The 26,795-nt window shown below is 63.6% G+C and carries 18 protein-coding genes and 1 tRNA gene; 2 read left to right on the top strand and 17 right to left on the bottom strand.

What is annotated here, in order from left to right; genetic code table 11:
• Nucleotides 1–4: 4 nt before the first annotated feature.
• Nucleotides 5–1,468, top strand: a complete 1,464-nt coding sequence (betB, locus tag ABLE71_RS00320) for a betaine-aldehyde dehydrogenase (RefSeq protein WP_348781394.1) — start codon at nt 5–7, stop codon at nt 1,466–1,468.
• Nucleotides 1,469–1,478: 10 nt separating this feature from the next.
• Here the strand turns inward: betB and nadS are convergent, their stop codons facing one another.
• From nadS to ABLE71_RS00340, 4 genes are read right to left on the bottom strand one after another with little or no spacing between them, the layout of a single operon-like run.
• Nucleotides 1,479–1,766, bottom strand: a complete 288-nt coding sequence (gene nadS / locus ABLE71_RS00325) for a NadS family protein (protein ID WP_348781395.1) — start codon at nt 1,764–1,766, stop codon at nt 1,479–1,481.
• Nucleotides 1,763–2,110, bottom strand: a complete 348-nt coding sequence (locus ABLE71_RS00330; protein ID WP_348781396.1) for a type II toxin-antitoxin system RelE/ParE family toxin — start codon at nt 2,108–2,110, stop codon at nt 1,763–1,765. Before ABLE71_RS00330 ends, nadS begins: the two co-directional genes overlap by 4 nt.
• Nucleotides 2,111–2,142: 32 nt before the next feature.
• On the bottom strand, nt 2,143–4,389 hold the full coding sequence (locus ABLE71_RS00335) for an AGE family epimerase/isomerase (protein WP_348781397.1): 2,247 nt from the start codon (nt 4,387–4,389) through the stop codon (nt 2,143–2,145).
• Between the two features lie 24 nt (nt 4,390–4,413).
• Complete coding sequence (locus tag ABLE71_RS00340; protein WP_348781398.1) at nt 4,414–5,934, bottom strand: phosphomannomutase/phosphoglucomutase; 1,521 nt, start codon at nt 5,932–5,934, stop codon at nt 4,414–4,416.
• A gap of 185 nt (nt 5,935–6,119) precedes the next feature.
• Here ABLE71_RS00340 and ABLE71_RS00345 point away from each other — a divergent pair.
• A tRNA-Pro gene (locus ABLE71_RS00345) sits at nt 6,120–6,196 on the top strand.
• 7 nt (nt 6,197–6,203) lie between these two features.
• Here ABLE71_RS00345 and ABLE71_RS00350 read toward each other — a convergent pair.
• From ABLE71_RS00350 to ABLE71_RS00410, 13 genes are all read right to left on the bottom strand, one after another.
• A complete protein-coding gene (locus ABLE71_RS00350) occupies nt 6,204–7,820 on the bottom strand; it encodes an ABC transporter ATP-binding protein (RefSeq protein WP_348781399.1) in 1,617 nt (538 codons plus the stop codon).
• A 1-nt stretch (nt 7,821) separates the two neighbouring features.
• Nucleotides 7,822–8,988, bottom strand: a complete 1,167-nt coding sequence (locus ABLE71_RS00355) for an ABC transporter permease subunit (protein WP_348781400.1) — start codon at nt 8,986–8,988, stop codon at nt 7,822–7,824.
• Complete coding sequence (locus ABLE71_RS00360) at nt 8,981–9,904, bottom strand: ABC transporter permease subunit (RefSeq protein WP_348781401.1); 924 nt, start codon at nt 9,902–9,904, stop codon at nt 8,981–8,983. Before ABLE71_RS00360 ends, ABLE71_RS00355 begins: the two co-directional genes overlap by 8 nt.
• 218 nt (nt 9,905–10,122) lie before the next feature.
• Nucleotides 10,123–11,721 carry a peptide ABC transporter substrate-binding protein gene (locus ABLE71_RS00365; RefSeq protein ID WP_348781402.1) on the bottom strand — a complete coding sequence of 533 codons (1,599 nt, stop codon included), beginning with the start codon at nt 11,719–11,721 and terminating at the stop codon, nt 10,123–10,125.
• A gap of 230 nt (nt 11,722–11,951) precedes the next feature.
• The gene (locus ABLE71_RS00370) at nt 11,952–13,586 is read right to left on the bottom strand and encodes an alpha-glucosidase (RefSeq protein ID WP_348781403.1); all 1,635 of its coding nucleotides are present in this window, start codon (nt 13,584–13,586) and stop codon (nt 11,952–11,954) included.
• Nucleotides 13,583–15,604 carry a glycogen debranching protein GlgX gene (glgX, locus tag ABLE71_RS00375; RefSeq protein WP_348781404.1) on the bottom strand — a complete coding sequence of 674 codons (2,022 nt, stop codon included), beginning with the start codon at nt 15,602–15,604 and terminating at the stop codon, nt 13,583–13,585. The genes ABLE71_RS00370 and glgX overlap by 4 nt, the downstream gene beginning before the upstream one ends.
• Entirely contained in the window at nt 15,604–17,232 is a 1,629-nt protein-coding gene (locus ABLE71_RS00380; protein WP_348781405.1) for an alpha-D-glucose phosphate-specific phosphoglucomutase, read from the bottom strand. The genes glgX and ABLE71_RS00380 overlap by 1 nt, the downstream gene beginning before the upstream one ends.
• 1 nt (nt 17,233) lies before the next feature.
• Nucleotides 17,234–18,679, bottom strand: coding sequence for a glycogen synthase GlgA (glgA, locus tag ABLE71_RS00385; protein WP_348781406.1), 1,446 nt, complete (start codon nt 18,677–18,679; stop codon nt 17,234–17,236).
• A gap of 27 nt (nt 18,680–18,706) precedes the next feature.
• Nucleotides 18,707–19,975, bottom strand: coding sequence for a glucose-1-phosphate adenylyltransferase (gene glgC, locus ABLE71_RS00390; RefSeq protein ID WP_348781407.1), 1,269 nt, complete (start codon nt 19,973–19,975; stop codon nt 18,707–18,709).
• A gap of 15 nt (nt 19,976–19,990) precedes the next feature.
• The gene (gene glgB / locus ABLE71_RS00395; RefSeq protein WP_348781408.1) at nt 19,991–22,207 is read right to left on the bottom strand and encodes a 1,4-alpha-glucan branching protein GlgB; all 2,217 of its coding nucleotides are present in this window, start codon (nt 22,205–22,207) and stop codon (nt 19,991–19,993) included.
• Nucleotides 22,208–22,266: 59 nt separating this feature from the next.
• The gene (locus ABLE71_RS00400) at nt 22,267–24,735 is read right to left on the bottom strand and encodes a glycogen/starch/alpha-glucan phosphorylase (RefSeq protein ID WP_348781409.1); all 2,469 of its coding nucleotides are present in this window, start codon (nt 24,733–24,735) and stop codon (nt 22,267–22,269) included.
• 131 nt (nt 24,736–24,866) lie between these two features.
• The gene (locus ABLE71_RS00405) at nt 24,867–25,643 is read right to left on the bottom strand and encodes an ATP-binding cassette domain-containing protein (protein ID WP_348781410.1); all 777 of its coding nucleotides are present in this window, start codon (nt 25,641–25,643) and stop codon (nt 24,867–24,869) included.
• Nucleotides 25,643–26,725 (bottom strand): ABC transporter permease, encoded by a 1,083-nt coding sequence (locus ABLE71_RS00410; RefSeq protein WP_348781411.1) that lies wholly within the window; start codon nt 26,723–26,725, stop codon nt 25,643–25,645. Before ABLE71_RS00410 ends, ABLE71_RS00405 begins: the two co-directional genes overlap by 1 nt.
• Nucleotides 26,726–26,795 lie beyond the last annotated feature (70 nt).

The following is a 26,795-nucleotide window of genomic DNA, read 5'->3' on the forward strand; positions in this document are numbered from 1 at the left end:
TCCGATGAAGGCCCAGCCTAAGGCATCGCACTACATCAACGGCAGCTTCGTCGACGACGAGCGCGGCGCGACCATCCCCGTCATCTACCCCGCCACCGGCGAGACGATCGCGATGGTGCATTCAGCGACGGAGAACATCGTCGAGCTTGCCATAGAGGCCGCCCGAGAGGCGCAGCCTGCCTGGGCCAGGTTGAAGCCGGTCGAGCGCGGCCGCATCCTGCGCCGCGCCGCCGACATATTGCGCGCCCGCAACGCCGAGCTCGCACGGCTGGAAACCCTCGACACCGGCAAGGCCATCCAGGAGACGCTGGTCGCCGACCCGGCGTCGGCCGCCGACGCGCTCGAATATTTCGGCGGAGCGGTTGGCAGCTACAACGGCGATTATGTCGATTTCGGCGGCTCCTTCGCCTATACGCGCCGCGAGGCGCTCGGCGTCTGCGTCGGCATCGGCGCCTGGAACTATCCGATCCAGGGTGCGGCGTGGAAGTCCGCCCCGGCGCTCGCCATGGGCAACGCCATGGTCTTCAAGCCATCGGAGAATACACCGCTCTCCGCACTGGCGCTCGCCGAAATCTACACAGAAGTAGGGCTGCCCAACGGCCTCTTCAACGTCGTGCAGGGTTATGGCGACGTCGGCGCCGGGCTCGCCAGCCATCCCGTCGTGGCGAAAGTATCCCTCACCGGCTCGGTGCCTACCGGCCGCAAGGTGCTCGGCCTCGCCGGCTCGCTGATGAAGCACGCGACGATGGAGCTCGGCGGCAAGTCGCCGCTCATCGTCTTCGACGACGCCGATGTCGAGAACGCCGTCGGCGGTGCCATGCTCGCCAATTTCTACTCGACCGGCCAGGTCTGCTCGAACGGCACGCGCGTCTTCGTCCAGGACGGACTGCACGATCGCTTCATCGACCGCCTGACCGAGCGCACCAAGGCTATCCGCATCGGCGATCCGCTCGACCCCGAGACCCAGATGGGACCGCTCATCAACAAGGCGCAGCACGAGAAGGTGCTGTCCTACGTCGAGATCGGCAAGCAGGAGGGCGCGACCCTGCAACATGGCGGCGCCGTACCGTCGCTGCAGGGCTTCGAGGCCGGCTTCTTCGTCGAGCCGACCATCTTCACCGGCGTCACCGACGGCATGCGCATCGCCCGCGAGGAGATATTCGGGCCGGTCATGTCGGTGCTGAAATTCGAGCGCGAGGACGAGGTCGTCACCCGCGCCAACGACACCGAGTTCGGCCTCTCGGCCGGCGTCTTCACCCGCGACCTGCCTCGTGCCCACCGCGTCATCGCCGATCTGCAGGCCGGTACTTGCTGGATCAATAATTACAATCTTGCGCCGGTGGAAATCCCGTTCGGCGGCTTCAAACAGTCGGGCATCGGCCGCGAGAACTCGCTCGCCGCGCTCGGCCACTATTCGCAGTTGAAATCCGTCTATGTCGAGACCGGCGACGTGATCAGCCCCTATTGAGGGGCGGCGGTTACCTCGCCAGGGCTTCCTCGACCACCTCAGGCGCGCGGTCGATGACCCGCAGAAGATTGGCAGCGATCCGATCAGGCGTACGGCGCTTCTGCTCCCAGTCCCTCAGAGTGGCCAGAGAAAGCCTGAACCGCTCCGCAAACTCCGCCTGGGTCAGTTTCTGCTTTTTTCTGATTGCGGCAACGTCGATCGCTTCGAACTCGATCGTGCCCGCAGGCTCAAGCCGTCCCTCTGAAATCGCGATGGCTTCGCGGGCGCTCTCGAGAAGTTCTTTGCCGAAGCGGCTCATTGTCTTCTTCCTCTTCCGTAATTCTCCGCCAGGACAGACAATTCTTTCGCCAGTTCGTTCACTTCGGCCCTGCTCAAATTGGCTCGCTGGCCTTTGTCGATCAGCGCCAGCAGGAAAACAGGGATATTCTCGCCTGCGAAGTAGTGGATCGTCCGATAACCGCCGCTCTTGCCCTTGTTCCGGCCTGCATGCCGCAGCTTTCGGGCGCCTCCGCTTCCAGCGATCAAATCTCCCGCTAGCGGATTCATGGCGATCGTCGCTGCGATATCGAATATATCCTCGAAAGTGAGTCCGGCAGCCTTAGCCTGCCTTTCGAAAACCGGCGTCCAGCTTACAGTGTGCATCTCATATACGGCACAGCCGTACCCCATTCAAGTCACAATCGCTGACTTCCAGTGTCCTCCGTCCCATCCAGATACTGCGTCAGCGCGCTGACCAGATGGTAGAAGATGCTGGCCGGCACTTCGGTCGCCAATGACCTGCCGCGCTCGTCTATCGGATCGATCCAGAGCCCGGTCGGGGCCGGGTCGATATGCCAGCGGAACAGTCGCCCGACGCGCGCCTCGACCTCCGGCTTGAGGTCCGGCCCGCCGCTCCTGTCCAACGCTAGCGCAGCCTTGATCACCTCGGTCTGGGGCCAGCTGCGCGACACGCGGTCGAGCGGGATGCCCTGACGCGACACCGCGCCATAAGCTAGTCCCGTCGCACGGTTCAGGCCGTTGGCGATCGCCGACGCATAGAGTTTTCTCGCGTAAGCCGTCATTTCGGGCCGGCCGCTCTTCTGCGCATAATCGACCAGCAGCGAGGCCCATTCGAAATGGTGGCCAGGCTCCGTCCATGTGCCCGCCTCGCCGGCTTCCGGCTTCCAGCTTTCGTCGAAGAACTCGCCGAGCGTCCAGCTTTCCGGATCGAAGAAGTGTTTTCGGAACAGCTCGACGATGCGCTCGGCGCGCTTCAGATGCGCCGGGTCGCCGGTCGCTGAATGCCAGGCGAGGAAAGCCTCCAGCAGATGCATATGCGGGTTGGAGCGTCGCGTCTTGTCGCGTGTCGGCGTCTCCAGATAGCCGCCGGCCTCGCCGTCTTGCAGATGCCCGTCGAGGAAGGCAAACGCCTCCTCGCCCAGCCGCAGCGCGTCCGGGTTGCCGCAGAGATGCGCCCAGGCGAGCGCCAAGAGCACGCAGGAATGATCGTAGGCATCCTCGACCGGATCGGCGACGCTGCCGTCGACATTCAGCGTGCGCACCCAGCCACCGCGTTCGGTGCGGCCGTTGCGCCCCATGAACTCCAGACCGTGTGCGATCAGCCGGTCAGCGGGTCCGTCCCAGCCGCGCGCCCTGGCGACCGCGAAGGCATAGACCTGTCGCGCCATGGTGCGCATGCGCTTCGGCTTCGCGATCGGCAGGCCGTCGAAGCCGAGCGCCTCGTGAAACCCGCCGTGGAGATCGTCGACGCCCTTGGTCGACCACAATGGCAGCGTCTCGTCGAACAGCCAGTGATGCACGCGCCGCCGCCAGGCGCCGCTAACCAGCACGCGATCGGGCGCCGGCGTGAAGCGCGTCTCCAGCCGGCCGCTCTTTTCGAGTTGCTCGACAATCTTCTTGACGTTCTGGCTGTGGCTCACCGGGGCGACGAAGGTCGCGTCCGGGGTCGAAACGATAGCCACATTCTTCAACCCGATCGCCGACAACAGGCTGCCGTCGCTGCGGAAATAGGAGTTCTCGCAATCGATGGCGACAACATCGCCGACGATCACATTGCCTTGCCTGTCGGCCGGCCCGGCGTCGAGCAGCGATTGCCACGAGCCGAGGTCGTTCCAGCGGAAACCTGCCGGGACCATGGCGATGCGCTCCGCCTTCTCCATGATCGCATAGTCGACCGAATCGGACGGGACCGCCTCGTAAAGGTCGAGCGGCATGTAGAGGCCGGAGAGATCGCTGGTCGCGGCTGCGAACGCTTGGCGCGCCGCATCCCATATTTCGGGCTGGAGCTTCATGAAAGCGTCGCGCATCGCGCCCGCCCGGAACAGGAAGATACCGGTGTTCCAGTAGAAATTGCCGCTGGCGAGATACTTTTCCGCCGTTGCCAGGTCCGGCTTCTCGACGAAACGCGACACATCGTGCACAGGGCCGCCTTCACTCACCTCGATATAGCCATAGCCGGTCTCGGGCTGCGTCGGCTTGATGCCAAAGACCACGATCCGTCCCTCAAGGGCGGCCGGCACGCCTTCTTCCACCGTCCGCCAAAACTGGCTGTCGGTGGAGATTTCATGATCCGAGGGCACCACCAGCATGACCGCGTCGCCATGCTCGGCCAGCGTCTGCAGCGTCGCGACGGCTACCGCCGCAGCGGTATTCCTGCCCACCGGTTCGAAGATAGCGCCGCCACCTGCGACGTCGACCTGCGCGAGATCGGCGCGGACGCGGCGCGAATGTCTTTCGGACGCAATAAGGTAGATCGGAGTCGCGCCAGCCGGCCTCGCCGCCAGCCGCCTCAGCGTCTTGGCCAGCATCGAGCCATCGCCTGCCAGGTCGTGGAACTGCTTCGGATTGTCCTCGCGCGACAAGGGCCAAAGCCGCGAGCCGACGCCGCCGCTCATCACGAAGCCGACGATCTTTTCGCTCATGTCCTGGCCACGGATTTCCGACCCTCAGAACGTCTGGTTGTAGGCGCCGACTTCCGGGTTCCGGCGCAGCACCGAGTCTATTGCCTCGAACATCTCCCGCCGCCTTCCTGCCGACACCGGGCTTTCCACCACCACCACCATCTCCGGCTTGTTCGACGACGCGCGCACAAGCCCCCAGGTCCCGTCTTCGGCCACCACCCGCACCCCGTTCACCGTGACCAGATCGGCGATCTTCTGGCCGGCGAACATCTCGCCTGCCGCCTTCATCGCCCTGAAGTCCGCCAGCACCCGATCCGCCACTTCATATTTCAGGTCGTCGTCGCAATGAGGCGACATGGTCGGCGTGCCGAATGTGGGAGGCAGAGCCGCGTAGAGTTCGGCCATCGACTTGCCGGGATTGCGATCGAGCATCTGGCACACGGCGATTGCGGTGACAAGGCCGTCGTCATAACCCCGTCCGATCGGCGGGTTGAAGAAGAAATGGCCGGATTTCTCGAAGCCCGCGATGGCGCCTAGCTCCGCGACGCGGCGTTTGATGTGCGAATGGCCGGTCTTCCAGTAGTCGGTCGAAGCACCGTTGGCCCTCAGCACCGGATCCGTCTGGAAAAGACCCGTCGATTTGACGTCCACGACGAATTTCGCGCCGGGGTGCAGCGACGAGATGTCCCGCGCCAGCATAACGCCGACCTTGTCAGCAAAAATCTCGTTGCCGAGATTGTCGACCACGCCGCAGCGGTCGCCGTCGCCGTCAAAGCCCAGCCCGGCATCGGCGCCCGTCTCCAGCACCTTGTCGCGGATCGCATGCAGCATCTGCATGTCCTCCGGGTTCGGATTGTAGCGCGGGAACGTATGGTCGAGCTCGATGTCTAGCGGGATTACCTCGCAACCGATGCGTTCCAGCGCTTCCGGTGCGAAGGCGCCGGCCGTGCCGTTGCCGCAGGCTGCGACCACGCGCAGTTTTCGCGCGATCTTCTTCCCCATCGTCAGGTCGTCGAGATAGGTTTTCCTGAAGTCGGCAACGAACTCGTATGAGCCGCTTCCGGCCAGGTCGAAATCGCCGTCAAGCACGATCTCCTTCAGCGCCGACATCTCCTCCGGCCCGAATGTCAGCGGGCGCTCAGCCCCCATCTTGACGCCGGTCCAGCCGTTTTCGTTGTGCGAGGCCGTCACCATCGCGACGGCCGGCGCATCGAGCGCGAACTGCGCGAAATAGGCCATCGGCGACAGCGCCAGTCCAACGTCCTTGACCCGCGCGCCCGCCGCCATCAGCCCCGATACCAGCGCCAGCTTGATCGACAGCGAATAGCTGCGGAAATCGTGCCCGGTGACGATATCCTGACCAACGCCAAGCCGCCGAATCAGTGTTCCGAGCCCCATGCCGAGCGCCTGGACCCCAACCAGGTTTATATCCGGCTCGCGCTGGGAGCCGGGATGGCCGAACCACCAGCGCGCATCGTATTCGCGAAAACCCGTCGCCTTGATCAGTGCGCTGGTCTCGAAGGCGAAGCTGTTCGGGCTTGCCTCTGCGACGATCTTGAACGACACGGGCAGGAACTCCAGATCAGAAACACGTTTCGGGTCCGCCGCAGCAGGCGCCGCTCGCCCCCGTATAGGCGGTGTCGCTTCGTCTTGGAACCGAAAAGCCGCGGCGAAACGCCCGACGCCCCGAAAACCAAGCCATTCGCGCTTGCAGGATCAGAACGTCGCGGCTATAAGCCCGCGTCTGGTCGCGGAGTGTAGCGCAGTCTGGTAGCGCACGTCGTTCGGGACGACGGGGTCGCAGGTTCAAATCCTGCCACTCCGACCAGTTTTCCTCACATTTTCAGCTCAGCAAACCGAGCTTGATCGACGGCGGCCGCCATCAGGGCGCGGGTATAGTCTTCGGCCGGCTGGTCGAATATCTGGTCCGTCGTCCCCTCCTCCACGATCTTGCCGGCCCTCATCACCACGACATAGTCGGCCATCGCCCGCACGACGGCGAGATCATGGCTGATGAACAGGTAGGACAGGTCGTGCTTCGCCTGCAGGTCGCGAAGCAGGGCAACGATCTGCTTCTGCACCGACCGATCGAGCGCCGATGTCGGCTCGTCGAGAATAACCACGCTCGGTTTCAGGATGATCGCCCGGGCGATGGCGATGCGCTGCCTCTGCCCGCCGGAGAACTCGTGCGGATAGCGATTGCGCGTGGAGGGATCGAGTTGAACCTCCCGCAGCGCCTCGACGGCCCGTTGGTCGCGATCGCGGCTGGACAGCGACGGCTCGTGGACAAGAAGGCCCTCGCTCACGATCTGCCCGACCGTCATTCGGGGCGACAGCGAGCCGAACGGGTCCTGGAAGACCAACTGAATGCGCTTGCGCAGGGGCCGCATTTCGCTGCGGTGGAGATGAGAGATATCGCGGTCGCCGAAGCGGATCGCGCCTTCGCTGGGTATCATGCGCAGCAGCGCGCGGCCAAGCGTCGACTTGCCTGAACCGGACTCGCCGACGACACCGATGGTCTGGCCGCGCTGCAGCCGGATCGAAACGCCGGCAACCGCGCGGATCACCAGCTTCTTTTCGAGAAAACCACCGCCGACATCGAACGTCACCGAGACGTCGCGTCCCTCGAGCAGGACCGGCGAGGATGGCGCTGGCGGCGGCTTGCGTCCTTCCGGCTCGGCGGCGAGCAGCATCTTCGTGTACTCATCCTCGGCAGCCGTGAAAATGCGCTCCGTGGTTCCCTCTTCGACGACCAGGCCCTGCCTCATGACATAGACGCGGTCGGCAAGGCGGCGAACGATGTTGAGGTCGTGCGTGATGAAGACGATCGCCATGCCGAGCTTCGCCTGCAATTCGGCAAGCAGCGTCAGGATTTGCGCCTGGATGGTCACATCCAGCGCGGTCGTCGGCTCATCCGCGATCAGGATGTCGGGACCGTTGGCGAGCGCCATGGCGATCATCACCCGCTGCCGCTGGCCTCCGGACAACTCGTACGGATAGGATCGCAAGCGGCGTTCGGGGTCGGGGATGTGCACGAGCGCAAGCAGCCGCAGCGCCTCGGCGCGGGCATCTGCCCGCGAAAGGTCCTGGTGCCTTCTTATCGCTTCGATCAACTGGTTCCCTATCGAGTAGAGCGGGTCGAGCGACGTCATCGGCTCCTGGAAGATCATGCTGATCTTCTTGCCGCGGATAGCGTTGATCTCCGATTTCTTGAGCGTGAGCAGGTTCTGGCCCCGGTAGTCGATGTGTCCCGTAGCCTTGCCGTTCGACGCCAGGAGCTGCATCGCCGCCATCATCGCCTGGCTCTTCCCCGAACCGGACTCGCCGACGACCGCGACGGTTTCGCCGGCATTGACATGCAGGTCGACGCCCCGAACCGCCTCCACCGTGCCGTCGATGGTGGCGAACGAGACCCGCAGGTCCCGGATCGACAATATGGCCTCTCCGGTCATCTCAGCGGTCCTTCGGATCCAGTGCGTCGCGCAGGCCGTCGCCCACGAAATTCAGCGCGAAGAGGGTCGATACCAGGAACACCGCCGGATACATCAGGAGCCAGTTGGCGCTGCCGATATTCGCGGCGCCGACGGAGATCAGCACGCCCCAGCTGGTCATCGGTTCCTGAACACCCAAACCAAGGAAAGACAGGAAGCTCTCCAGCAGAATGACCTGCGGCACGAGCAGTGTCATATAGATCACGACAGGGCCGAGCAGGTTCGGGATGATATGGCGCTTCAGGATGCCCCATTGCGAAACGCCCATGACTTCCGCCGCCTGCACGAACTCCTGACGGCGAAGCGATAGAGCCTGGCCGCGTACGATGCGCGCCATGTCGAGCCACAGCACCGCGCCCACGGCAATGAACATCAGGACGAAGTTCCGGCCAAAGAAGACGACCAGCATGATCACGAAGAATATGAACGGCAGCGAATAGAGTACGTCGACGATGCGCATCATGATCTCGTCGACCCTGCCGCCGATAAAGCCAGAGGCAGCGCCATAGAGGACCCCGATGGCCACAGCGACGAAGCCTGCGAGAAGTCCGATGGCCAGCGAGATGCGACCGGCGACCAGCGTGCGGGTCAGCAGGTCGCGCCCGATATTGTCAGTGCCGAACAGAAAATACTGCTGCTTCACCCCGGCGCTGAACACGGCCTCCTTGCCGTCTGCCGATTTGCTCTCGATCTTGGCGTCGTCGAACGTGTCCGAACGGTCGAGATAGCGGATGTTGCGGTCATCGATCTCGCGCGAGGATGTGACCGTGACGAACACACGCTCGCCTTCCTGCCGCCACTCCTTCAGGTCCAGCCGCATGCGCTTCACCACGTCGGTCAGCGACGTCTCGATAGTGTCCTCGGCGGGATAGGGAGAGAGACTCGGCGGCGTCCGGACGTAGTCCGCATAGATGGTCGAGTAGTTGTGCGGCGAGAACCATGGGCCCGCGACGCACACCACTCCCATCGCAATCAGGTAAAATAGGCTGATCATCGCCGCTCTGTTGGCCTTGAGCCGCAGCCATGCGTCGCCAAACGCCGAGCGGCCAGCGACGGCTACCTCGACCTCGGTCGGCGACGTGGGGCTTGGCCCGTCCGGGGAAACCGGGGTCGCGGCAACATCAGTCATAGCGAACCCTCGGATCGACGAAGGCGTAGAGAATGTCCACGATCAGATTGAACAGAATAGTGAAGACCGCGATCAACACCACGGTTCCCATGACGACGGTGTAGTCCCGGTTCAGCGCCGCCTGGACGAACTCGCGCCCGACGCCGGGGATTGCGAAGATCGTCTCGACGATGACCGAGCCGGTCATCAACGCGGCGGCAGCCGGGCCGGCATAGGACACGATCGGCAGCATCGCACCGCGCAATGCGTGCTTGACCACGACAGACCAGTCCGACAGGCCCATGGCTCGCGCCGTGCGGATGTGGTGCGAGCGCAAAGATTCGATCATCGAACCCCGCATAAGACGGGCAACGATGGCCATCTGCGGCAAGGCCAGGGTCAGGACCGGGCCTATCTTATTGATCAGCGCGCCGTCACCCCAGCCGCCGACGGGCAGAAGCTTCCAGGTCAGCCCGAACAGGAGCTGGATGAGCGGCGCTATGACAAAGGTGGGGATCGTGCTCCCGGCGGTGGCGGTGGCGATGACTGCATAGTCGCCGGCCTTGTTCTGGTTGAGTGCGGCGATGACGCCCAGCGTGCCGCCGACGAGCAGCGCAAAGACGAGGGCCGAGAAGCCGAGTTGGATCGACACCGGCAGGCCCGCGGCAAAGCGCTCTGCGACGGTGAAGTTCGGCAGCACGTAGCTCGGCCCGAAATCGCCGTGCAGCACGTTCTTCAGATAGCTCAGATATTGCGACACAAGCGGCTGGTCGAGGCCGAACTGACGCTCGATGTTCGCCTTGATCTCCGGATGGAGACCGCGCTCCTGGTTGAACGGGCCGCCAGGCGCGACACGTATCAGGAAGAACGCCAGGGTTACGATCACGAACAGCGTCGGAATCGCCGTCAGGAGACGCCGAATGACGTATAATATCATGGCCTAATTCTCCGACCGACGGCAGTGCACCAGCCACCGCGATCCACCGGCGCGACAACAATGCGCGGCCGGCCCAAACCGTTGCAGGAACTGCGCAGGGATCGTCTGGGCACGTCCACTCGAGTCGCGGCGCTTGGATCGGGTGCGAGACAGACAGGCGCCCCATCTCAAAGATCCAGGGGGCCGACGCACGGAATGCGCCGGCCCACCCACAAAGCTTACTCGGTCTTGCTGATGAACCGGGTCGGATGGCGATCCATCACATTGTCTTCCCAACCCACGATCTTCGGGGAAACCGCGTTCTTGAAGCTGTAGTAGAGCAGCGGAATCTGGCCAACCTCGTCGATCAGGACACGTTCAGCCTGCGACAGCAGATCGAGGCGCTTGGCCGGATCTCCGCCAGCCGCGGCGGCTTCCTTCATCAACGCCTCGAACTTCTCGTTGTTGAAGTTTGAATAGTTGTTGCCGGAGGCCTTCACCGAGATGCCAAGGAAGCTCTCGGGATCGCTGTAATCGGCGATCCAGCCGGCACGCGCGACATCGAAGTCACCCTTCGACTCGAGATGGGCGTAGTGCGTCTTGGTATCGGTGTTGAGCAAGGTCACTTCGATGCCGAGCGGCTTCAGTTGCTCCTGGATGGCGACCGCCGTGTTCTTGTGGTTTTCCGAGGTGTTATAACGGATTTCCATCTTCAGCGGCTTGTCGGGGCCGTAGCCAAGCTCTTCGAGCACCTTCTTGGCGTCGTCCTCTCGGTCGATCTGCGACTTCTCGGCGAAATCGGCCATGGCGGACGTGTAGCCCTCGATGCCGGGCGGGACCATCGAATAGCCGGGCAGCATCGAGTTGGACCAGACCTTCTCGGCCAGGAAGTCGCGGTCGATCGCCTCCGATACGGCATGACGAAGCTTCACGTTGTCCCAGGGCGCCTTGTCGGTCTTGATGGCGTAGTAATAAGTACCAAGGTACGGTCCCACGCGGATCTGGTCGCCGAATTTGGCCTTCAGATCGGCCAACTGCTCCGTCGGCAGGTCGGCATAGGTATCGATCTCGCCAACCTCGAAGCGCTTCATTGCAGCGGAGCGATCTTCGTTCGGGATATAGTTCACCACGTCGATCTTGACGTTGTCGGCGTCATAGAACTTCGGATTCTTGGTCAGCTTAATGTGGTCGTTCGGCACGAACTCGGTCAGCGTGTAGGCGCCGTTGGTGACGAGATTACCCGGCTTGATGAAGTCCGCGCCGAACTTCTCGACGTTGGCCTTGCTGAGCGCATAGGTTGACTGGTGCGTCAGCATTTCGATGAAGTAGGGCGTCGGGGACTTGAGCGTGACTTGCAGCGTGTTCGCATCGATCGCCTTGACGCCGAGCGTATCGGGCTGGGCCTTGCCGGTGTTGATTTCCTCCGCGCCCTGGATGACGTACAGCATCGAGGCATATTCCGCGGCCGTTGCCGGGTCCTGAAGGCGACGCCATGAGAATACGAAATCGTCGGCTGTGACCGGCGCGCCGTCCGACCAGGTCGCGCCTTGGCGCAGCTTGAACGTGTAGACCTTGCCATCGTCGGAAACCGTCCAGCTTTCGGCCGCGCCGGGGATCGCTTCGGACTTCACGTCCTCGGTCACCAGGCCCAAGAAAATGTCGCGGAGAATATCGGCTTCGTAGATGGTCGAGGTCTTGTGCGGGTCGAGCGATTCCGGATCGGCGGCGCTGCCGCGATTGTAGACGACCTCGGACCAGGCAGGCGCAACCAGCGCGCTGCCGGCCAGTCCCAGGCCGAAGGCGAACACGGTTGTCGCCTTAAGTAGAGATTTCAGCATTTTGGATTCTCCTCATGTTGGGTGCCCCCTCAGGGCACCGACGGCTGCTTAGCAGAGCCAGGCTCTTTGACCCGGGCTCCTGAGCGCCATTCTGCCGCCAACCTATCAGGCGCGCTTGCGATTTCAACAGAGTTCGAAGTTACGCAAAGGCACAGGGCGTCCGGCGACAGGCGCAAGAGGAGGTTTCGCCTTACTATACTTGCCATGGCGCGAGCGCACGAAAGATACTGCTAAAGGACCCGACCCAGGAAACATCCCAGAGGCTGCAGCTTGATGGCCGGGCCGTCCAGCCTTGCATTTCGCTCGGGAAGTTCGAACTCGTCGAAGACGAGCACACCCGGCGGCAGCGTCCACCGGCGCTCCTCCTGCGAGAAATTGAACACGCAGAGCAGCTTTTCGCTGTTGGCCTCACGAAAGAAAGCGAGCACGTCATCCTGACCGTCGATGAAGGCGATCGAGCCGCGGACGAGCGCCGCGTGACGTTTGCGAAGCGCAAGCACCGAGCGATAGCGCGACAGCACCGATATCGGATCGCCCCACTGGACATCGGCCGCGCGCCTGCGGTGTTCGTCCGGCACCGGCAGCCACGGCTTGCCTGTCGAGAAGCCGGCATTGGGCTTTTCTGCCTCCCAGACCATCGGCGTACGGCAGCCGTCCCTTCCCTTGAAGCCAGGCCAGAACCTGATGCCGTAAGGGTCGCGCAGATCCTCGAAGGCGATCTCTGCCTCCGTCAGTCCAAGCTCCTCGCCCTGATAGAGGCAGATCGAGCCGCGCAGGCACGCAAGCAGCGTGATTGCGAACTTGGCGAGGGCGTCGCTGTCTTCGCCCGGCCGTGTCCAGCGCGAGACGTGGCGCACGACATCGTGGTTGGAGAACGCCCAGCATACCCAGCCGTCGGCGACCCCCTTCTCGGACGCTTCGACGCAGCCGCGCACATGCGCGGCCGAGAATTGCTGCCCGAGCAGGTCGAACGTGTAGCACATGTTCAGCCGCTCGCCACCGCTCGTGTAGGCCGCGACGGTTTGCAGGGAGCGTGTTTCGTCGCCGACCTCGCCGACCGAGGCGCGCCCCTCATATTCGTCGAGCAACGCGCGGAACCGCTTCAGGAAACCGAGGTTTTCGGCTTGCGACTTGTCGAAGAGATGCGACTGATAGAGGTAGGGATTCGTCTCGGCGATCGTGCCGGCCATCGCTTCGGCAAGCGGCGGATTGTTGCGCAGCCAGCGGTCGTTGAAATAATAGTTCACCGTGTCGAGACGGAAGCCGTCCGCGCCCCTGTCCAGCCAGAAGCGAACCGTGTCGAGCAGCGCATCCTGCACTTGCGGATTGTGAAAATTGAGGTCCGGCTGCGCCGCCAGGAAGTTGTGCATGTAGTATTGCCGGCGCACCGAATCCCATTCCCAGGACGAGCCGCCGAACACCGAGAGCCAGTTATTTGGCGCTGTCCCGTCGGGCTTGGCGTCCGTCCAGACGTACCAGTCGGACTTGGCGTTGGTGCGGTCGGCGCGGCTTTCGACGAACCAGGGATGCTTGTCGGAGGTGTGCGACAACACCTGGTCGATGACGACCTTCAGCCCGTGCCGGTGTGCCTCGGCCAGCAGCGCGTCGAAGTCATCGAGGGATCCGAACATCGGATCGACCGCGCGATAATCGGAAACGTCGTAACCCATGTCCGCCATCGGCGACTTGAAGAAGGGCGACAGCCAGATCGCGTCGACGCCAAGCGAAGCAATATGGCCGACGCGTTGCAGCACGCCGTTGAGGTCGCCGCCGCCGTCGCCGGTGGTGTCCTGGAACGAGCGCGGATAGACCTGATAGATCGCGCAGCCGCGCCACCAGTCCGGATTGCGTCCCGCCTCGCTCATCGCCCGCCCTTCCCGCCAGCCGCCGCTTCCTCGATCGCCAGAGCGACCGTGCGGCCGGCAATCGTCCAGTCGCCCGACCCCCGTCCCTCGGGCAGGAGCCGCTTCCACCGGAATTCATCGCGCAACGGCAGGACGAAGGAAACCCCTTCGCGGTCGCCATTCAGCATGACTGCCAAGCGTCCGCCGTCGGGCGTCCCGTTGGCCAGGACCATCGAGAAACGACGCCGTCTCGGATCGGTCCACTGTTCGGTGCCGAGCGGCCGGCCGGTTTCGTCGAGCCAGGCCACGTCGGCGACGCCGCCGGCCGCCTCGCCGGTGAGTAACGCCATGTTGGCAAGCGCCGGCGCTGCCTTGCGGATTGCTGCGAGCGCGATCGTAAACTCCTCGATCGACTGATCTCGGCCGGCCCAGTCGAGCCAGGTCAGCGCATTGTCCTGCGCATAGGCGTTGTTGTTGCCCTTCTGCGTGCGGCCGAACTCGTCGCCTGCCGTCAGCATGATAGTGCCGCGGGACATGAACAGGGTGGCAAGCAAGGCGCATGTGTCATGCGCCCGCTGCACCTTCACCTTTGGGTTCGCGCTTTCGCCCTCTGTGCCGCAGTTCCAGGAAAAATTCTCGTCGTGGCCGTCGCGGTTGTTCTCCCCGTTGGCCTCGTTATGCTTTTTCTCATACGCGCTCATATCGGCGAGCGTCATGCCGTCGTGGGCGGCGACGAAGTTCACCGTACGCGTCTCCTTGGCCCCCCCGCTGGCGAAAATATCCGACGAACCGGCAAGCCGTGTCGCCAATGTGCCGATCGTATCGTCATCGCCTCGCCAGAAGCGCCTGATGTCATCGCGGTAGCGGTCGTTCCACTCGAGGAAGTTTTGGGGGAAATTGCCGAGCTGGTAGCCGCCCGGACCGATGTCCCAAGGCTCCGCGATCATGATGCGGTCGGCCAGCACGGGATCGGATCCCATCGCGGCAAGCAGCGGCGCCTGCGTGTCGAAGCCTTGCGGTTCGCGCCCGAGGATGGTGGCGAGATCGAAGCGGAAACCGTCGACGCCCGCATGACGCACGAAATGCCGGAGCGAATCGAGGATCAACTCCTGCACTACCGGCTGGCTACAGTCGATCGTATTGCCCGTGCCGGTGTCGTTGACCAGAGATCCGTCGTCCCGGTGGCGATAATAGGTTCTCGCGTCAAGGCCACGCAGCGAAAGCGTTGGGCCGAACACGTCGCTCTCGCCCGTATGATTGAAGACCAGGTCGAGGATCGTGCCTATGCCCGCTTCGCGTAGCGCCGCGACCGTATCCCTCAGCTCCAACAGCCCGCCCGGCGCGAGCCTCGGATCGAGCGCCATGAACGTCACCGGGTTGTAACCCCAGGAATTCCTCAGCCCCAGCGCCGACAGGTGCCGCTCATCGATCCATGCCGTCACCGGCATGAGTTCCACCGCGGCGATCCCGAGTTTCTGCAGATGCGCGAGGACGGCCGGATGGCGAAGGGCGGCAACCGTTCCCCTCATGCGTTTGGGGATCGCCGGATGCAGCATGGTGAACGCGCGGACGTTAAGTTCGTAGATCAGGCCGCCCGGGCGGAAGAGGGGCGGCCGAGGCGAGACTGGTTCCGGCAAAGCCCTGGCGATGGCCTTTGGCATCAGCGGCGCGGTGTCGCCGCCCTCGCCCCGCCGCGCCGACAGCCTGGCATCGAAGACATATTGCCGATCCATCTCGATCGCGTAGGGATCGGCGAGCAACTTGTCGGGATCGAACCACAGACCGCGCTCGGGCGCATACTCCCCGTCGGCGCGCAAGCCGTAGCGCGCGCCTTCCTTCAGACCGTGCACGAAAGCCGAGAAGACGCCATCCGCGCCGCGCGAAAGCTCGATTCTGTCGGTTTCGCGGCTCCCGCGCGCGTCGAAGGTCGACACCCACATGCGCGGGGCAGCCCCGGACCAGATGGCGAAACGGATGCCGTCCGGGGAGACATGCGCGCCAAGCCGCGGTTTTATCGCGGCCGCCCGCCCCACTTGCATCAGGTGATGACGCTTGGCTTGTTGCGGCCGGTGTGGCTGCGGATGCCGGCGATGTCGTCTGCGGCCGCGATCAGTGCGGCCAACGCCTCCTGCGTATCGAGGCCGTGCCGTGTCTTGTCTGGCTCGTATCGCTCTATGTAGACGCGCAGCGTCGCACCCGACGTACCCGTACCCGACAGGCGAAAAACGACGCGCGAGCCGCCCTCGAACAGAACGCGTATGCCCTGGTTCTTGCTCACCGAGCCGTCGACGGGGTCGTGGTAGGCGAAGTCGTCGGCCGCTGTGATCTTCATGCCGCCCACGCTTGTCCCGGGAAGTGCCGCCAGCTTGCCGCGCAGGCCTGCCACAAGCGCGTTGGCGCGGTCGGTTTCCACCTCTTCGTAGTCGTGGCGGGAGTAGTAGTTGCGGCCGTAGGTCGCCCAGTGCCTTTCCGCGATTTCCTTCACGCTCTCGCCGCGCGCGGCGATGATGTTCAGCCACAGGAGAACGGCCCACAGACCGTCCTTCTCGCGAACATGGTCGGAGCCGGTGCCTGCGCTCTCCTCGCCGCAGATCGTCGCCTTGCCCGCGTCCAGCAGGTTGCCGAAGAACTTCCAGCCGGTCGGCGTCTCGTACATACCGATGCCGAGCTTCTCCGCCACCCTGTCGGCCGCGCCGCTGGTCGGCATCGACCGCGCTATACCCTTCAGTCCCTTCCTGTATCCCGGCGCGAGACGCGCATTGGCCGCGAGCATGGCCAGCGAATCCGACGGCGTGATGAAGATGCCGCGGCCGATGATCAGGTTGCGGTCGCCGTCGCCGTCGGATGCCGCGCCGAAATCCGGCGCGTCGGGGCCCATCATCTCGTCATAGAGATGCTTGGCGTGGACGAGGTTCGGATCCGGATGATGCCCGCCGAAATCGGGCAGCGGCACGAAGTTGCGCGCCGTGCCCTTCGGCGCACCGAGCCGGTTCTCGAAAATCTCCTTGGCATAAGGCCCTGTCACGGCATGCATCGCGTCGAAGCGCATGCGGAAGCCCGCCTTAAACATTTTTCGGATCGCGTCGAAATCGAACAGGCTCTCCATCAGTTCGGCATAGTCCGAGACCGGATCGATCACTTCGACCATCATGCCGCCTGCGGCGACCGCGCCAATCCTGTCGATGTCGATCGGCTCGAGATCGGCGATCCTGTATTCGCTTATCTTCTTCGACCGCTCGAAGATCGCATCCGTCAGCTTCTCGGGCGCCGGGCCGCCGTTCTCGGCGTTGTATTTGATGCCGAAATCCTCGTGCGGACCGCCGGGATTGTGACTCGCCGACAGGATGATGCCGCCAAAGGCCTGGTATTTGCGGATGACATTGGATGCCGCCGGCGTCGAGAGGATGCCGCCCTGCCCGACCATCACCTTGCCGAAACCGTTCGCCGCGGCCATGCGGATGACGATCTGGATCACCTCGCGGTTGTAGAAGCGCCCGTCGCCGCCCAGCACCAGCGTCTTGCCTTCGCGACCCTGCAGGCTGTTGAAGATCGACTGCACGAAGTTCTCGACGTAGTTCTTCTGCTGGAAGACCGGCACCTTCTTGCGCAGGCCCGACGTGCCGGGCTTCTGGTCGTCGTAAGGCGTGGTCGAAACCGTCCTTATCATCTCATGCAGTCCTTCTCGCAACGAGCGAACGATAGAGCTCGATATATTTCGCCGCGCTCCGGTCCCATGAAACGTCGGCTTTCATTCCCTGACGCTGCATCGTGGACCAGGCCGCGCGGTCGGTATGAACCGCGATCGCGCGCTTGACTGCATCGAGCAGCGCATCGCTGCTCTCCGGATCGAACTGGAAGCCGGTCGCCACCCCCGCCGACAGAGCGGCCTCGTTGGCGTCGATCACCGTATCGGCGAGGCCACCCGTGCGCGCCACGACCGGCACGCAGCCATAGCGCAGGCCGTAGAGCTGGGTCAGGCCGCAGGGCTCGAAGCGCGACGGTATCAGGATCGCGTCGCAGCCCGCCTGCATCAGATGCGACAGCTCCTCGTCATAGCCAATGATGATGCCCACCCTGCCGACGTGTCGTGCCGCGCCGGCCAGCAACGCGCCCTCCAGCGCCGCGTCGCCCGAACCCAGCACGGCAATGCGGGCGCCGGTGGCCACGATGTCGTCCAGCGCTGCGACCAGTATGTCGATGCCCTTCTGCCAGGTCAGCCTGCTCACCACGCAAAAGAGCGGGCTATCGTCATGTACGAGGCGGAACCGCTCCTCGACGACCTTTCTGTTGGCTGCCCGGTTTTTCAGTGTCTTCTGCGAATATTTGGCCCTGAGGTGGATGTCGGTCTGCGGGTCCCAGATCGCGGTGTCTATGCCGTTGACGATGCCGTGCAGGTCGGCCGCGCGCAGCGAGACCAGCCCGTCGAGCCCCATGCCGAACGCCGGCGAGCGTATCTCCTGCGCATAGGTCGGGCTCACCGTCGTGATCGCCCAGGCCGCCTGCAGCCCGGCCTTCAGATAGCCGACGCCGCCGTAATATTCGACGCCGTCGAGGCTCATGGCGGCCGCCGGCAGGCCGAGTTCGCCGAAGATACCGGCGCCGAAACGGCCCTGGAAGGCGAGGTTGTGCACCGTCATCACCGAGGGCGTGCCCGCCGCCGGGCCGTAACGCATGTAGGCGAGAGTCAGCGCCGCCTGCCAGTCATGCGCATGAACGACGTCGGGCCGATATTTCGCGATCGCGCCCGCCGCGATGTCGGCTCCCGCAAAACTCAGCGCCGAGAAGCGCCGCCAGTTGTCGGGCCAGTCGGCGCCGATCGAATCGCCATAGGGTCCGCCCGGACGGTCGAAGAGATGCGGCGCGTCGAGCACCAAAAGGTCGAGGCCGGCGGAGGACGCGGCGAAGATCGTGGCCTTGCCGCCATGCATGGCGGGATATTGATGCAGCGGCGCGCTCGTCTCGACCGCCTTCAAGACCTGCGGATAGCCGGGAACGAGCGTCTTCGTCGCGACGCCCTGCTTTGCGAGCGCGACGGGCAGCGCCCCCGTCACGTCGGCCAGCCCGCCCGTCTTGATGAGCGGGAAGATCTCCGGCGTGACCGCTAGAACCTGCATTCAGTCCATTCCGTTTGCATACCGATCCTAAACTCCCAACTTGTCGATCATGTCCTGCGTGATCAGCGCTATACCCTTTTCCGAAACCCGGAAGCGCTTGGCGTCGAGAACCGGATCTTCTCCGACCACCAGGCCTTCGGGGATGCGCACGCCATGGTCGATGACTACCCGCTTCAGGCGCGCCTTTCGCCCGACATGGCAGTCGGGCAGCATCACAACCTGGTCGAGCGTCGAATAGGAATTGATGCGCGCGCCGGTGAAGATCAGGCTGCGCTTCAGCGAGGCGCCGGACACGATGCAGTCGCCCGAGACCAGCGACGACACCGCCATGCCCCGGCGGCCGTCGACATCGTGCACGAACTTCGCCGGCGGCTTCAGCTCGGCATAGGTCCAGATCGGCCAGTCGCGGTCGTAGAGGTCGAGTTCCGGCTCCACGTCGGTCAGGTCGATGTTGGCTTCCCAATAGGCGTCGATGGTGCCGACGTCGCGCCAGTATGCTTCGCGTTCGGCGCTGGAGCGGACGCAGGACTTGCCGAAGCGATGCGCCACCGCCTTCCCGTGCTCGACGATGTAGGGGATGATGTCCTTGCCGAAATCGCGCGTCGATTCAGGCTCTATGGCGTCGCGGCGAAGCTGATCCATGAGGAACTTCGTGCGGAACACATAGATGCCCATGGAGGCGAGCGCGAAATCGGGCTTGTCCGGGATGCCCGGCGGATCGGCCGGCTTTTCGACGAAGGAAATGATCCGGTCCGCCGCGTCGACATGCATGACGCCGAAGCCGGTCGCTTCCATGCGCGGCACTTCGAGGCAACCGACGGTGACATCGGCCCCCTGGTCGACGTGCTGGCGCAGCATCTGCTCGTAGTCCATCTTGTAGATGTGGTCGCCGGCCAGGATGACCATGAACTCCGGCCCGTAGGACTCGATGATGTCGATGTTCTGGAAAACGGCGTCGGCCGTGCCCTCATACCATTGCGTCTCGGAGACGCGCTGGCTGGCGGGAAGGATGTCGAAGCTTTCGTTCCGCTCCGGCCTCAGGAAGTTCCAGCCGCGCTGCAGGTGGCGGATCAGCGAGTGCGCCTTGTACTGGGTGGCGACGCCCATGCGACGAATGCCGGAGTTCAATGCGTTCGACAGTGCGAAGTCGATGATGCGCGTCTTGCCGCCGAAATAGACCGCCGGCTTGGCGCGCCGGTCGGTCAGTTCCTTCAGCCTGCTGCCGCGGCCCCCCGCAAGCACGTAGGCCATGGCATCGCGCGCCAGCGGTTGCGTGCTCTTGCTTGCCTCCACCATCCTTACCCTCCCAGGTCATTCATCCGTAGTCAGTTCGAGCATGATCGTCGACAGCGGCGGCAGGGTAACGACGGCCGACACGGCTCCCCGTCCGCCGGCTTCCGCCTTCACCGCGCCGTGGTTGCCCATCCCTGAGCCGCCATAGTCGACCGCGTCGGTGTTGATGATTTCGCGCCATGTTCCCGCCGCCGGCAGCGGCACGCGATAGTTCTGCCGCGGCACCGGCGTCAGATTCGAGATGACGGCGACCGGACTGCCTTCCGGCGCTTTGCGCAGCCAGGCGTAGACCGACGTCTCCTTCTCGTCGGCGAGCAGCCATTCGAAACCCTCCGGCTCGCAGTCGCGGGCATGCAGCGCCGGCCGCGAGCGGTAGAGATAGTTGAGGTCGCGGATCAGCCGCTGCACGCCCTGGTGCGGCGCAAACTGCAATTCGTGCCAGTCGAGCGCCCTCGCCTCGCTCCATTCGTTGCGCTGGGCGAATTCCTGGCCCATGAACAGCAGCTTCTTGCCGGGATAGCCCCACATGAAGGCGTAATAGGCGCGCAAATTGGCGAACTTCTGCCAGTCGTCGCCGGCCATCTTGGTGAGCAGCGTGCCCTTCCCGTGCACGACCTCGTCATGCGACAGCGGCAGCACGAAATTCTCCGAGAAGGCGTAGAGCAGGCCGAAGGTCAGCTCGTTGTGGTGGTGCTTTCGGTGGATCGGCTCGCGCGACAGATATTCGAGCGTGTCGTGCATGAAGCCCATGTTCCACTTGAACCCGAAGCCCAGGCCACCCTCATGGACGGGCTGCGACACTTTCGGCCAGGACGTCGATTCTTCCGCGATCGTCATGACACCCGGATGATGGCCATAGACCTCCTTGTTCATGCGCTGCAGGAATTTCACCGCTTCGAGATTCTCGCGGCCTCCCTTCTCGTTGGGGATCCACTCGCCCGATTTGCGCGAATAGTCGAGGTAGAGCATCGAGGCGACCGCATCGACCCGCAGCCCGTCGATGTGATATTTCTCGGCCCAGAAGAGCGCATTGTTGACCAGGAACGAGATCACCTCGCGGCGGCCGAAATTGTAGATCGCGGTGTTCCAGTCGGGATGGAATCCCTTGCGCGGGTCGGCATGCTCGTAGAGCGCGGTGCCGTCGAAGAGTGCCAGTCCGTGGGCATCGACCGGAAAATGCGCGGGCACCCAGTCGAGGATGACGCCCAGGCCGGCGCGATGGGCGCCGTCGACGAAACGGGCGAAGCCTTCCGGTTCGCCGAACCGGGCCGTCGGCGCGAACAGTCCGGTCGTCTGGTAGCCCCAGGACGGATCGAACGGGTGCTCCGAGATCGGCATGAACTCGATATGCGTGAAGCCGGTTTCGACCGCATAGGGGATCAGCCGGTCGGCAAGCTCGTCCCAGGACAGGAACGAGCCGTCGTCGTGCCGCTGCCACGATCCGGCATGGACTTCGTAGATCGAGATCGGCTGGCGGCGCAGATTTGCGGCTCGCCAGAAAGCGCGGTGCGCCTCGTCGCCCCATTCATGCGCAAGGGGCCCCGCCGTGATGGAGGCGGTGGCTGGGCGGAGCTCGGAGCGGGCTGCGTAGGGATCGGCCTTCAGCGGAACCAGCTCGCCATGCGCGCCAACGATCTCGTATTTGTATGCACGGCCCGGCGCGAGGTCCGGTATGAAGATCTCCCAGATGCCCGTATCGGCGCGATTGCGCATCGTGTGGCGGCGCCCGTCCCAGTCGTTGAAGTCGCCGACCACCGAAACGCGTTTGGCATTGGGCGCCCAGACGGCGAAGTTGAACCCCGTCGCGCCCTCGTGGTCGATCAGATGTGCGCCCAGCTTGTCGAAGAGCCTGAGATGAGAGCCTTCGGCGATATAGTAGTCGTCCATCGGGCCGAGCACCGGGCCGAAGGAATAGGGGTCCGTCACCCACCAGTCGCCGCCCGCGTTGCTCAGACGGTAGCGAACCGGCTGGCGCTCGCCGATGTCGATCCTGCCCTCGAAGAACCCGGCGTCGTGACGGCGCGCCAGTGCGCCGACCTCCTTGCCTTCCAGGGTAAATGCAGTCGCCGTGTCCGCATGCGGCACGAAACAGCGGGCAATGAACCCGTTAACCGTCTGCTGCACACCGAGCACTGCAAAAGGATTGCCGTGCACGCCGGCCACGATGGCCTCGACATCGCCGGAAGCTGCCTCAAACGATCGGGCTTTGGTCGCGACGGTGCGCGGCTTCTTCATCTCCCGACGATCCTCCCTGGACCTGGCAGCTTTCTCTGAGCTTGCCTCATGCAATCATATCATACGGCCACGTTCCAGATTTCATTCGCATACTGGCGGATGGTCCGGTCGGAGGAGAACCAACCCATCCGCGCAACATTGCGGATGGCGCGCGCGTACCAGTCGGGACTGTTGCGCCAGACCTGCTCGACCTCGCGCTGGGTCTCGGCGTAAGCGTCGAAATCGGCGGCGACCATGAACCAGTCGTGTTGGTAGAGGCCATCCAGAAGCTCGCGGTAGCGCTGCGGATCATCTGGCGAGAAGACGCCCGACGAGATCGCGGCCAGGGCCTGCGACAGTTCCGGCGAGCCTTCGATCACGCTGCGCGGTTCGTAGCCGTTGGCGCGCCGCTCGTCGACCTGTTCGGCCGTCAGCCCGAAGATGAAGATATTGTCGTCGCCGACATGTTCCTTGATCTCGACATTGGCGCCGTCGAGCGTACCGATGGTGAGCGCACCGTTCAGCGCGAACTTCATGTTGCCGGTGCCGGATGCCTCCATGCCGGCGGTCGATATCTGCTCGGAGAGGTCCGCCGCCGGCATCATGATCTCGGCCAGGCTGACATTGTAGTTCGGCATGAACACGACCTTGAGCAGGCCCCGGACCGCCGGATCGCGGTTGATCACTTTCGCCACGTCGTTGGCGAGCTTGATGATCAGTTTGGCGTTGTGATAGCTCGGCGCCGCCTTGCCGCCGAAAAACTTCACGCGGGGCATCCAGTCGCGTTCGGGGTGCGAACGGATCTGGTCGTAGAGCGCCACCGCTTCGATGATGTTCAGGAGCTGGCGTTTGTATTCGTGGATGCGCTTGATCTGGATGTCGAACAGCGCCGAAGGATCGAGCTTCACGCCGAGGCGCGCGGCCACGTAGTTGGCGAGCCGCTCCTTGTTGAAGCGCTTCACGGTGGCGAATTTTTCGCGGAAGGCCGCGTCCTCGGCGAACTTCTCGAGCTTCTTCAGTTCGGTGACGTCGTCGAGGAACTTGTCGCCGATCGCCTCGCGAGCCAAGCCCGTCAGGCCAGGATTGCTCTGGAACAGCCAGCGGCGCGGCGTAATGCCGTTCGTCTTGTTGTTGATCCGGTCGGGATAGAGCTTGTGAAGGTCCGCAAACACGGTCTCCTTCATCAGGTTCGTATGAAGCGCCGAGACGCCGTTGACGGAATGGGAGCCGGCAAAAGCAAGGTTGCCCATGCGCACGCGCCGTTCGCCGCCCTCCTGGATCAGCGATATCCGGCTGATCTGCGCGTCATTGAAGTTGCCGGCCGAACGCGCCTGCAGCAGGACTTCGGCGTTGATCGCATAGATGATCTGCATGTGACGCGGCAGCAGGCGCTCGAACAGCGGCACCGGCCAGCTTTCCAGCGCCTCGGGCAGCAGCGTGTGGTTGGTGTAGGCGAAAGTCCGCTTGGTTGCGTCCCAGGCCTTGTCGAAGTCGACGCCGTGGATGTCCATGAAGAGCCGCATCAGTTCGGCGACCGCAATGGCCGGATGCGTGTCGTTGAGATGGATCGCGGCCTGGTCCGGCAGCGACAGCAGGTCGCCGAACTGGCTGAGATGGCGCTGCACGATGTCCTGCAGCGACGCCGTCGAGAAGAAATACTCCTGCCTCAGGCGCAGTTCCTGCCCCGCCGGCGTGGCGTCCGCCGGATAAAGCACCCTCGAAAGGGCCTCTGCCTTGTTGCTCTCGCGCAGCGCTCCGATGTGGTCGCCGGCGTTGAACGCATCGAGCAGGATCGGGTCGATCGCCATAGACGACCACAGCCGCAGCGTGTTCACCCGACTGCCGCGCCAGCCCACCACGGGCGTGTCGTAGGCGACCGCCAGGACACGCTCGACCGGCTTCCACACGTGCCGTTCGAGCCTGCCGTCCTTTGAGGTGACGGATTCGACATGGCCCCCGAAACCGACCTCGAAGGAGCGCTCGCGGCGCTCGAACTCCCATGGGTTGCCATGGTCGAGCCAGTTCTCGGGAAGCTCGACCTGCCAGCCGTCCGATATCTCCTGGCGGAACATCCCGTTCGCATAGCGGATGCCGTAGCCATGCGCCGGAATGCCGACGGTCGCCATCGATTCCATGAAGCAGGCAGCGAGGCGGCCGAGACCGCCATTGCCGAGAGCGGCGTCCGGCTCCAATCCTGCGACCACGTCCAGTTCAACGCCGAGCGACCTCAAGGCGATGCGCATATCTTCCAACAGACCCAGGTTGGAGAACGCGTCGCGCATCAATCGCCCGATGAGAAACTCGAGCGACAGGTAATAAACGCGCTTTTCCTTTTGGTCGTACGCTTCCTTGGTGGAACTTATCCACTCGTCGATGATGCGGTCGCGCACCACCTTGATCGACGCCGTCAGCCAATCGTACGGCGTCGCCACCGTCGTATCCTTGCCGACCCTGTATTTCAGGGCCCTCAGAATCTCGGCGGCTAGCGTTTCGGGATCGGATGACGCCCGTATCGGCTGTGGGAGTCTGTGTGTCGTTGCGCGCGTCATGTCGCCTCAAAAGCTTTGCTGCCTCCCGCAAAGCGGCAGGGCCGAACATCCTCCCGCTGCAATGCTAACGATTTCCGGGACTTTCTCAATCGACCACGGAAGGCTTGATCAAATTTCTTCGCAGCGCTTCGTCACGCCGCCGCCGCGAGTTCAGGCGGCTGCTTGGCGCCCGTCATGAAGGCCACCGCGTCCGACATCGTGTATTCCTTCGGATTGATGACCACTAGGCGCCGCCCGAGGCGATGTATGTGAATACGGTCGGCGACCTCGAAAACATGCGGCATGTTGTGCGAAATCAATACGATAGGCAGGCCGCGCTTCTTCACGTCGAGGATGAGTTCCAGGACGCGCCGCGACTCCTTGACGCCAAGCGCCGCGGTCGGTTCGTCCATGATCACAACCTTCGAGCCGAACGCCGCCGCCCGCGCCACGGCGACGCCCTGGCGCTGGCCGCCGGACAGCGTTTCCACCGCTTGGCCGATATTCTGGATGGTCATCAGGCCGAGTTCGGTCAGCTTTTCGCGAGCCCGCTTTTCCATTGCCGGGCGGTCGAGCATGCGCATCCACTTGCCGACAAAGCCCGGTTTGCGGATTTCCCGGCCCAGAAACATGTTGTCGGCGATCGACAGCGCCGGCGACAAAGCGAGGTTCTGGTACACCGTCTCGATGCCGGCGTTGCGAGCCTCGATCGGCGACTTGAAGTTCACCGTCTTTCCGTCGAGCCTTATCTCTCCCTCGTCGGGCGTAACGGCACCGGATATCGCCTTGATAAGCGACGACTTTCCCGCGCCGTTGTCGCCGATCACCGCCAGGATTTCGCCCGGATAGAGGTCGAAATCCGCGCTGTTGAGGGCGGTGACCCGTCCGTAGCGTTTCACGAGTCCGCGCGTCTGGAGGATAGGTTCCATCAGCCTGCAACCCTTCTGATCCACTGATCGATCGCGACGGCGACGATAATCAACGCGCCGATGAGAAGATAGGTCCACTGAGGATCGGTCCCGATAAGCCTGAGGCCGAGCGAGAAAACTCCCACAATCAGCGCACCGAAGATCATGCCGAGGATCGAGCCGCGCCCGCCGAACAGCGAGATGCCGCCTATCACCACGGCGGTGATCGACTCGATGTTGGCGAATTGCCCCGATGTGGGCGACACCGAGCCGAGCCGGCCGATCAGAACCCACCCGGCCAGCGCGCATACGAGGCCCGAGATTACGTAGACCTGAATGAGCATCCGCGTCACCGGGACGCCGGAAAGATCGGCTGCTTCCGGGTCGTCGCCGACCGCATAGACATGGCGTCCCCATGCCGTGTGGTTCAGGACATACCAGAGGAACAGAACGAGCAGGAGCATCACGATCACGCCATAGGTGAAGACCGCTCCGCCAATGCGGAAGGTCGCACCGAACAGCTTGAGCAGGGGAGCCTGCGCGTCGATGTCCTGGGAACGGATGGTCTCATTGGCCGAGTAGAGAAAATTCGCGGCGAGAATAATCTGCCAGGTGCCGAGCGTGACAATGAACGGCGGCAGTTTCATCCGCGCGATGAGCACGCCATTCAGGTAGCCGCATGCCGCCCCGACGCCAAAACCGCACAGGATCGAGAGCGGAGCCGGCAAGCCGTAGCGGAACGTAAACTGGCCCATCACCACCGATGACAGAACCATGATCGCGCCAACCGAAAGATCGATGCCGGCGGTAAGAATCACCATCGTCTGCGCCGCGCCAATAATGCCGGTGATCGCTACCTGCTGCAGGATCAGCGTCATCGTGAAGGCGGAGAAGAACTTGCCGCCCAGGATGAGGCCGAAAAAGACCAGGGAAATAAGGAGCACAATCAGCGGGACGGCCGCCGGGTTCTTGTGGAGGAAGTGCTGAACCTTTTCGAGGGGCGACCTGCTGTGCGTATCGAAACTGGCCACCGAAGCGTCGCTGCCCGAGAGAACCTTCTCGAACTCCTGCGGCCGCCTGGCGTCTGCCGAAGCGTCGGTCATGTCATTTCCTCCCGCGGGATCTATGCCCCGTCACGCGGAGGGCGGTCGGTGCCGCCCTCCGCCAAAGAAC

It is taken from the genome of Mesorhizobium sp. KR9-304, assembly GCF_040049215.1.
In the GTDB taxonomy this organism is placed as follows: domain Bacteria; phylum Pseudomonadota; class Alphaproteobacteria; order Rhizobiales; family Rhizobiaceae; genus Mesorhizobium_K.

What these genes read in the sequence shown, in the direction of transcription:
- betB (WP_348781394.1), top strand. Translation starts at nt 5, where the DNA reads ATGAAGGCCCAGCCTAAGGCATCGCACTACATCAACGGCAGCTTCGTC.
- nadS (WP_348781395.1), bottom strand. Translation starts at nt 1,766, where the DNA reads ATGAGCCGCTTCGGCAAAGAACTTCTCGAGAGCGCCCGCGAAGCCATC.
- ABLE71_RS00330 (WP_348781396.1), bottom strand. Translation starts at nt 2,110, where the DNA reads ATGCACACTGTAAGCTGGACGCCGGTTTTCGAAAGGCAGGCTAAGGCT.
- ABLE71_RS00335 (WP_348781397.1), bottom strand. Translation starts at nt 4,389, where the DNA reads ATGAGCGAAAAGATCGTCGGCTTCGTGATGAGCGGCGGCGTCGGCTCG.
- ABLE71_RS00350 (WP_348781399.1), bottom strand. Translation starts at nt 7,820, where the DNA reads ATGACCGGAGAGGCCATATTGTCGATCCGGGACCTGCGGGTCTCGTTC.
- ABLE71_RS00355 (WP_348781400.1), bottom strand. Translation starts at nt 8,988, where the DNA reads ATGACTGATGTTGCCGCGACCCCGGTTTCCCCGGACGGGCCAAGCCCC.
- ABLE71_RS00360 (WP_348781401.1), bottom strand. Translation starts at nt 9,904, where the DNA reads ATGATATTATACGTCATTCGGCGTCTCCTGACGGCGATTCCGACGCTG.
- ABLE71_RS00365 (WP_348781402.1), bottom strand. Translation starts at nt 11,721, where the DNA reads ATGCTGAAATCTCTACTTAAGGCGACAACCGTGTTCGCCTTCGGCCTG.
- ABLE71_RS00370 (WP_348781403.1), bottom strand. Translation starts at nt 13,586, where the DNA reads ATGAGCGAGGCGGGACGCAATCCGGACTGGTGGCGCGGCTGCGCGATC.
- glgX (WP_348781404.1), bottom strand. Translation starts at nt 15,604, where the DNA reads ATGCAAGTGGGGCGGGCGGCCGCGATAAAACCGCGGCTTGGCGCGCAT.
- ABLE71_RS00380 (WP_348781405.1), bottom strand. Translation starts at nt 17,232, where the DNA reads ATGATAAGGACGGTTTCGACCACGCCTTACGACGACCAGAAGCCCGGC.
- glgA (WP_348781406.1), bottom strand. Translation starts at nt 18,679, where the DNA reads ATGCAGGTTCTAGCGGTCACGCCGGAGATCTTCCCGCTCATCAAGACG.
- glgC (WP_348781407.1), bottom strand. Translation starts at nt 19,975, where the DNA reads ATGGTGGAGGCAAGCAAGAGCACGCAACCGCTGGCGCGCGATGCCATG.
- glgB (WP_348781408.1), bottom strand. Translation starts at nt 22,207, where the DNA reads ATGAAGAAGCCGCGCACCGTCGCGACCAAAGCCCGATCGTTTGAGGCA.
- ABLE71_RS00400 (WP_348781409.1), bottom strand. Translation starts at nt 24,735, where the DNA reads ATGACGCGCGCAACGACACACAGACTCCCACAGCCGATACGGGCGTCA.
- ABLE71_RS00405 (WP_348781410.1), bottom strand. Translation starts at nt 25,643, where the DNA reads ATGGAACCTATCCTCCAGACGCGCGGACTCGTGAAACGCTACGGACGG.
- ABLE71_RS00410 (WP_348781411.1), bottom strand. Translation starts at nt 26,725, where the DNA reads ATGACCGACGCTTCGGCAGACGCCAGGCGGCCGCAGGAGTTCGAGAAG.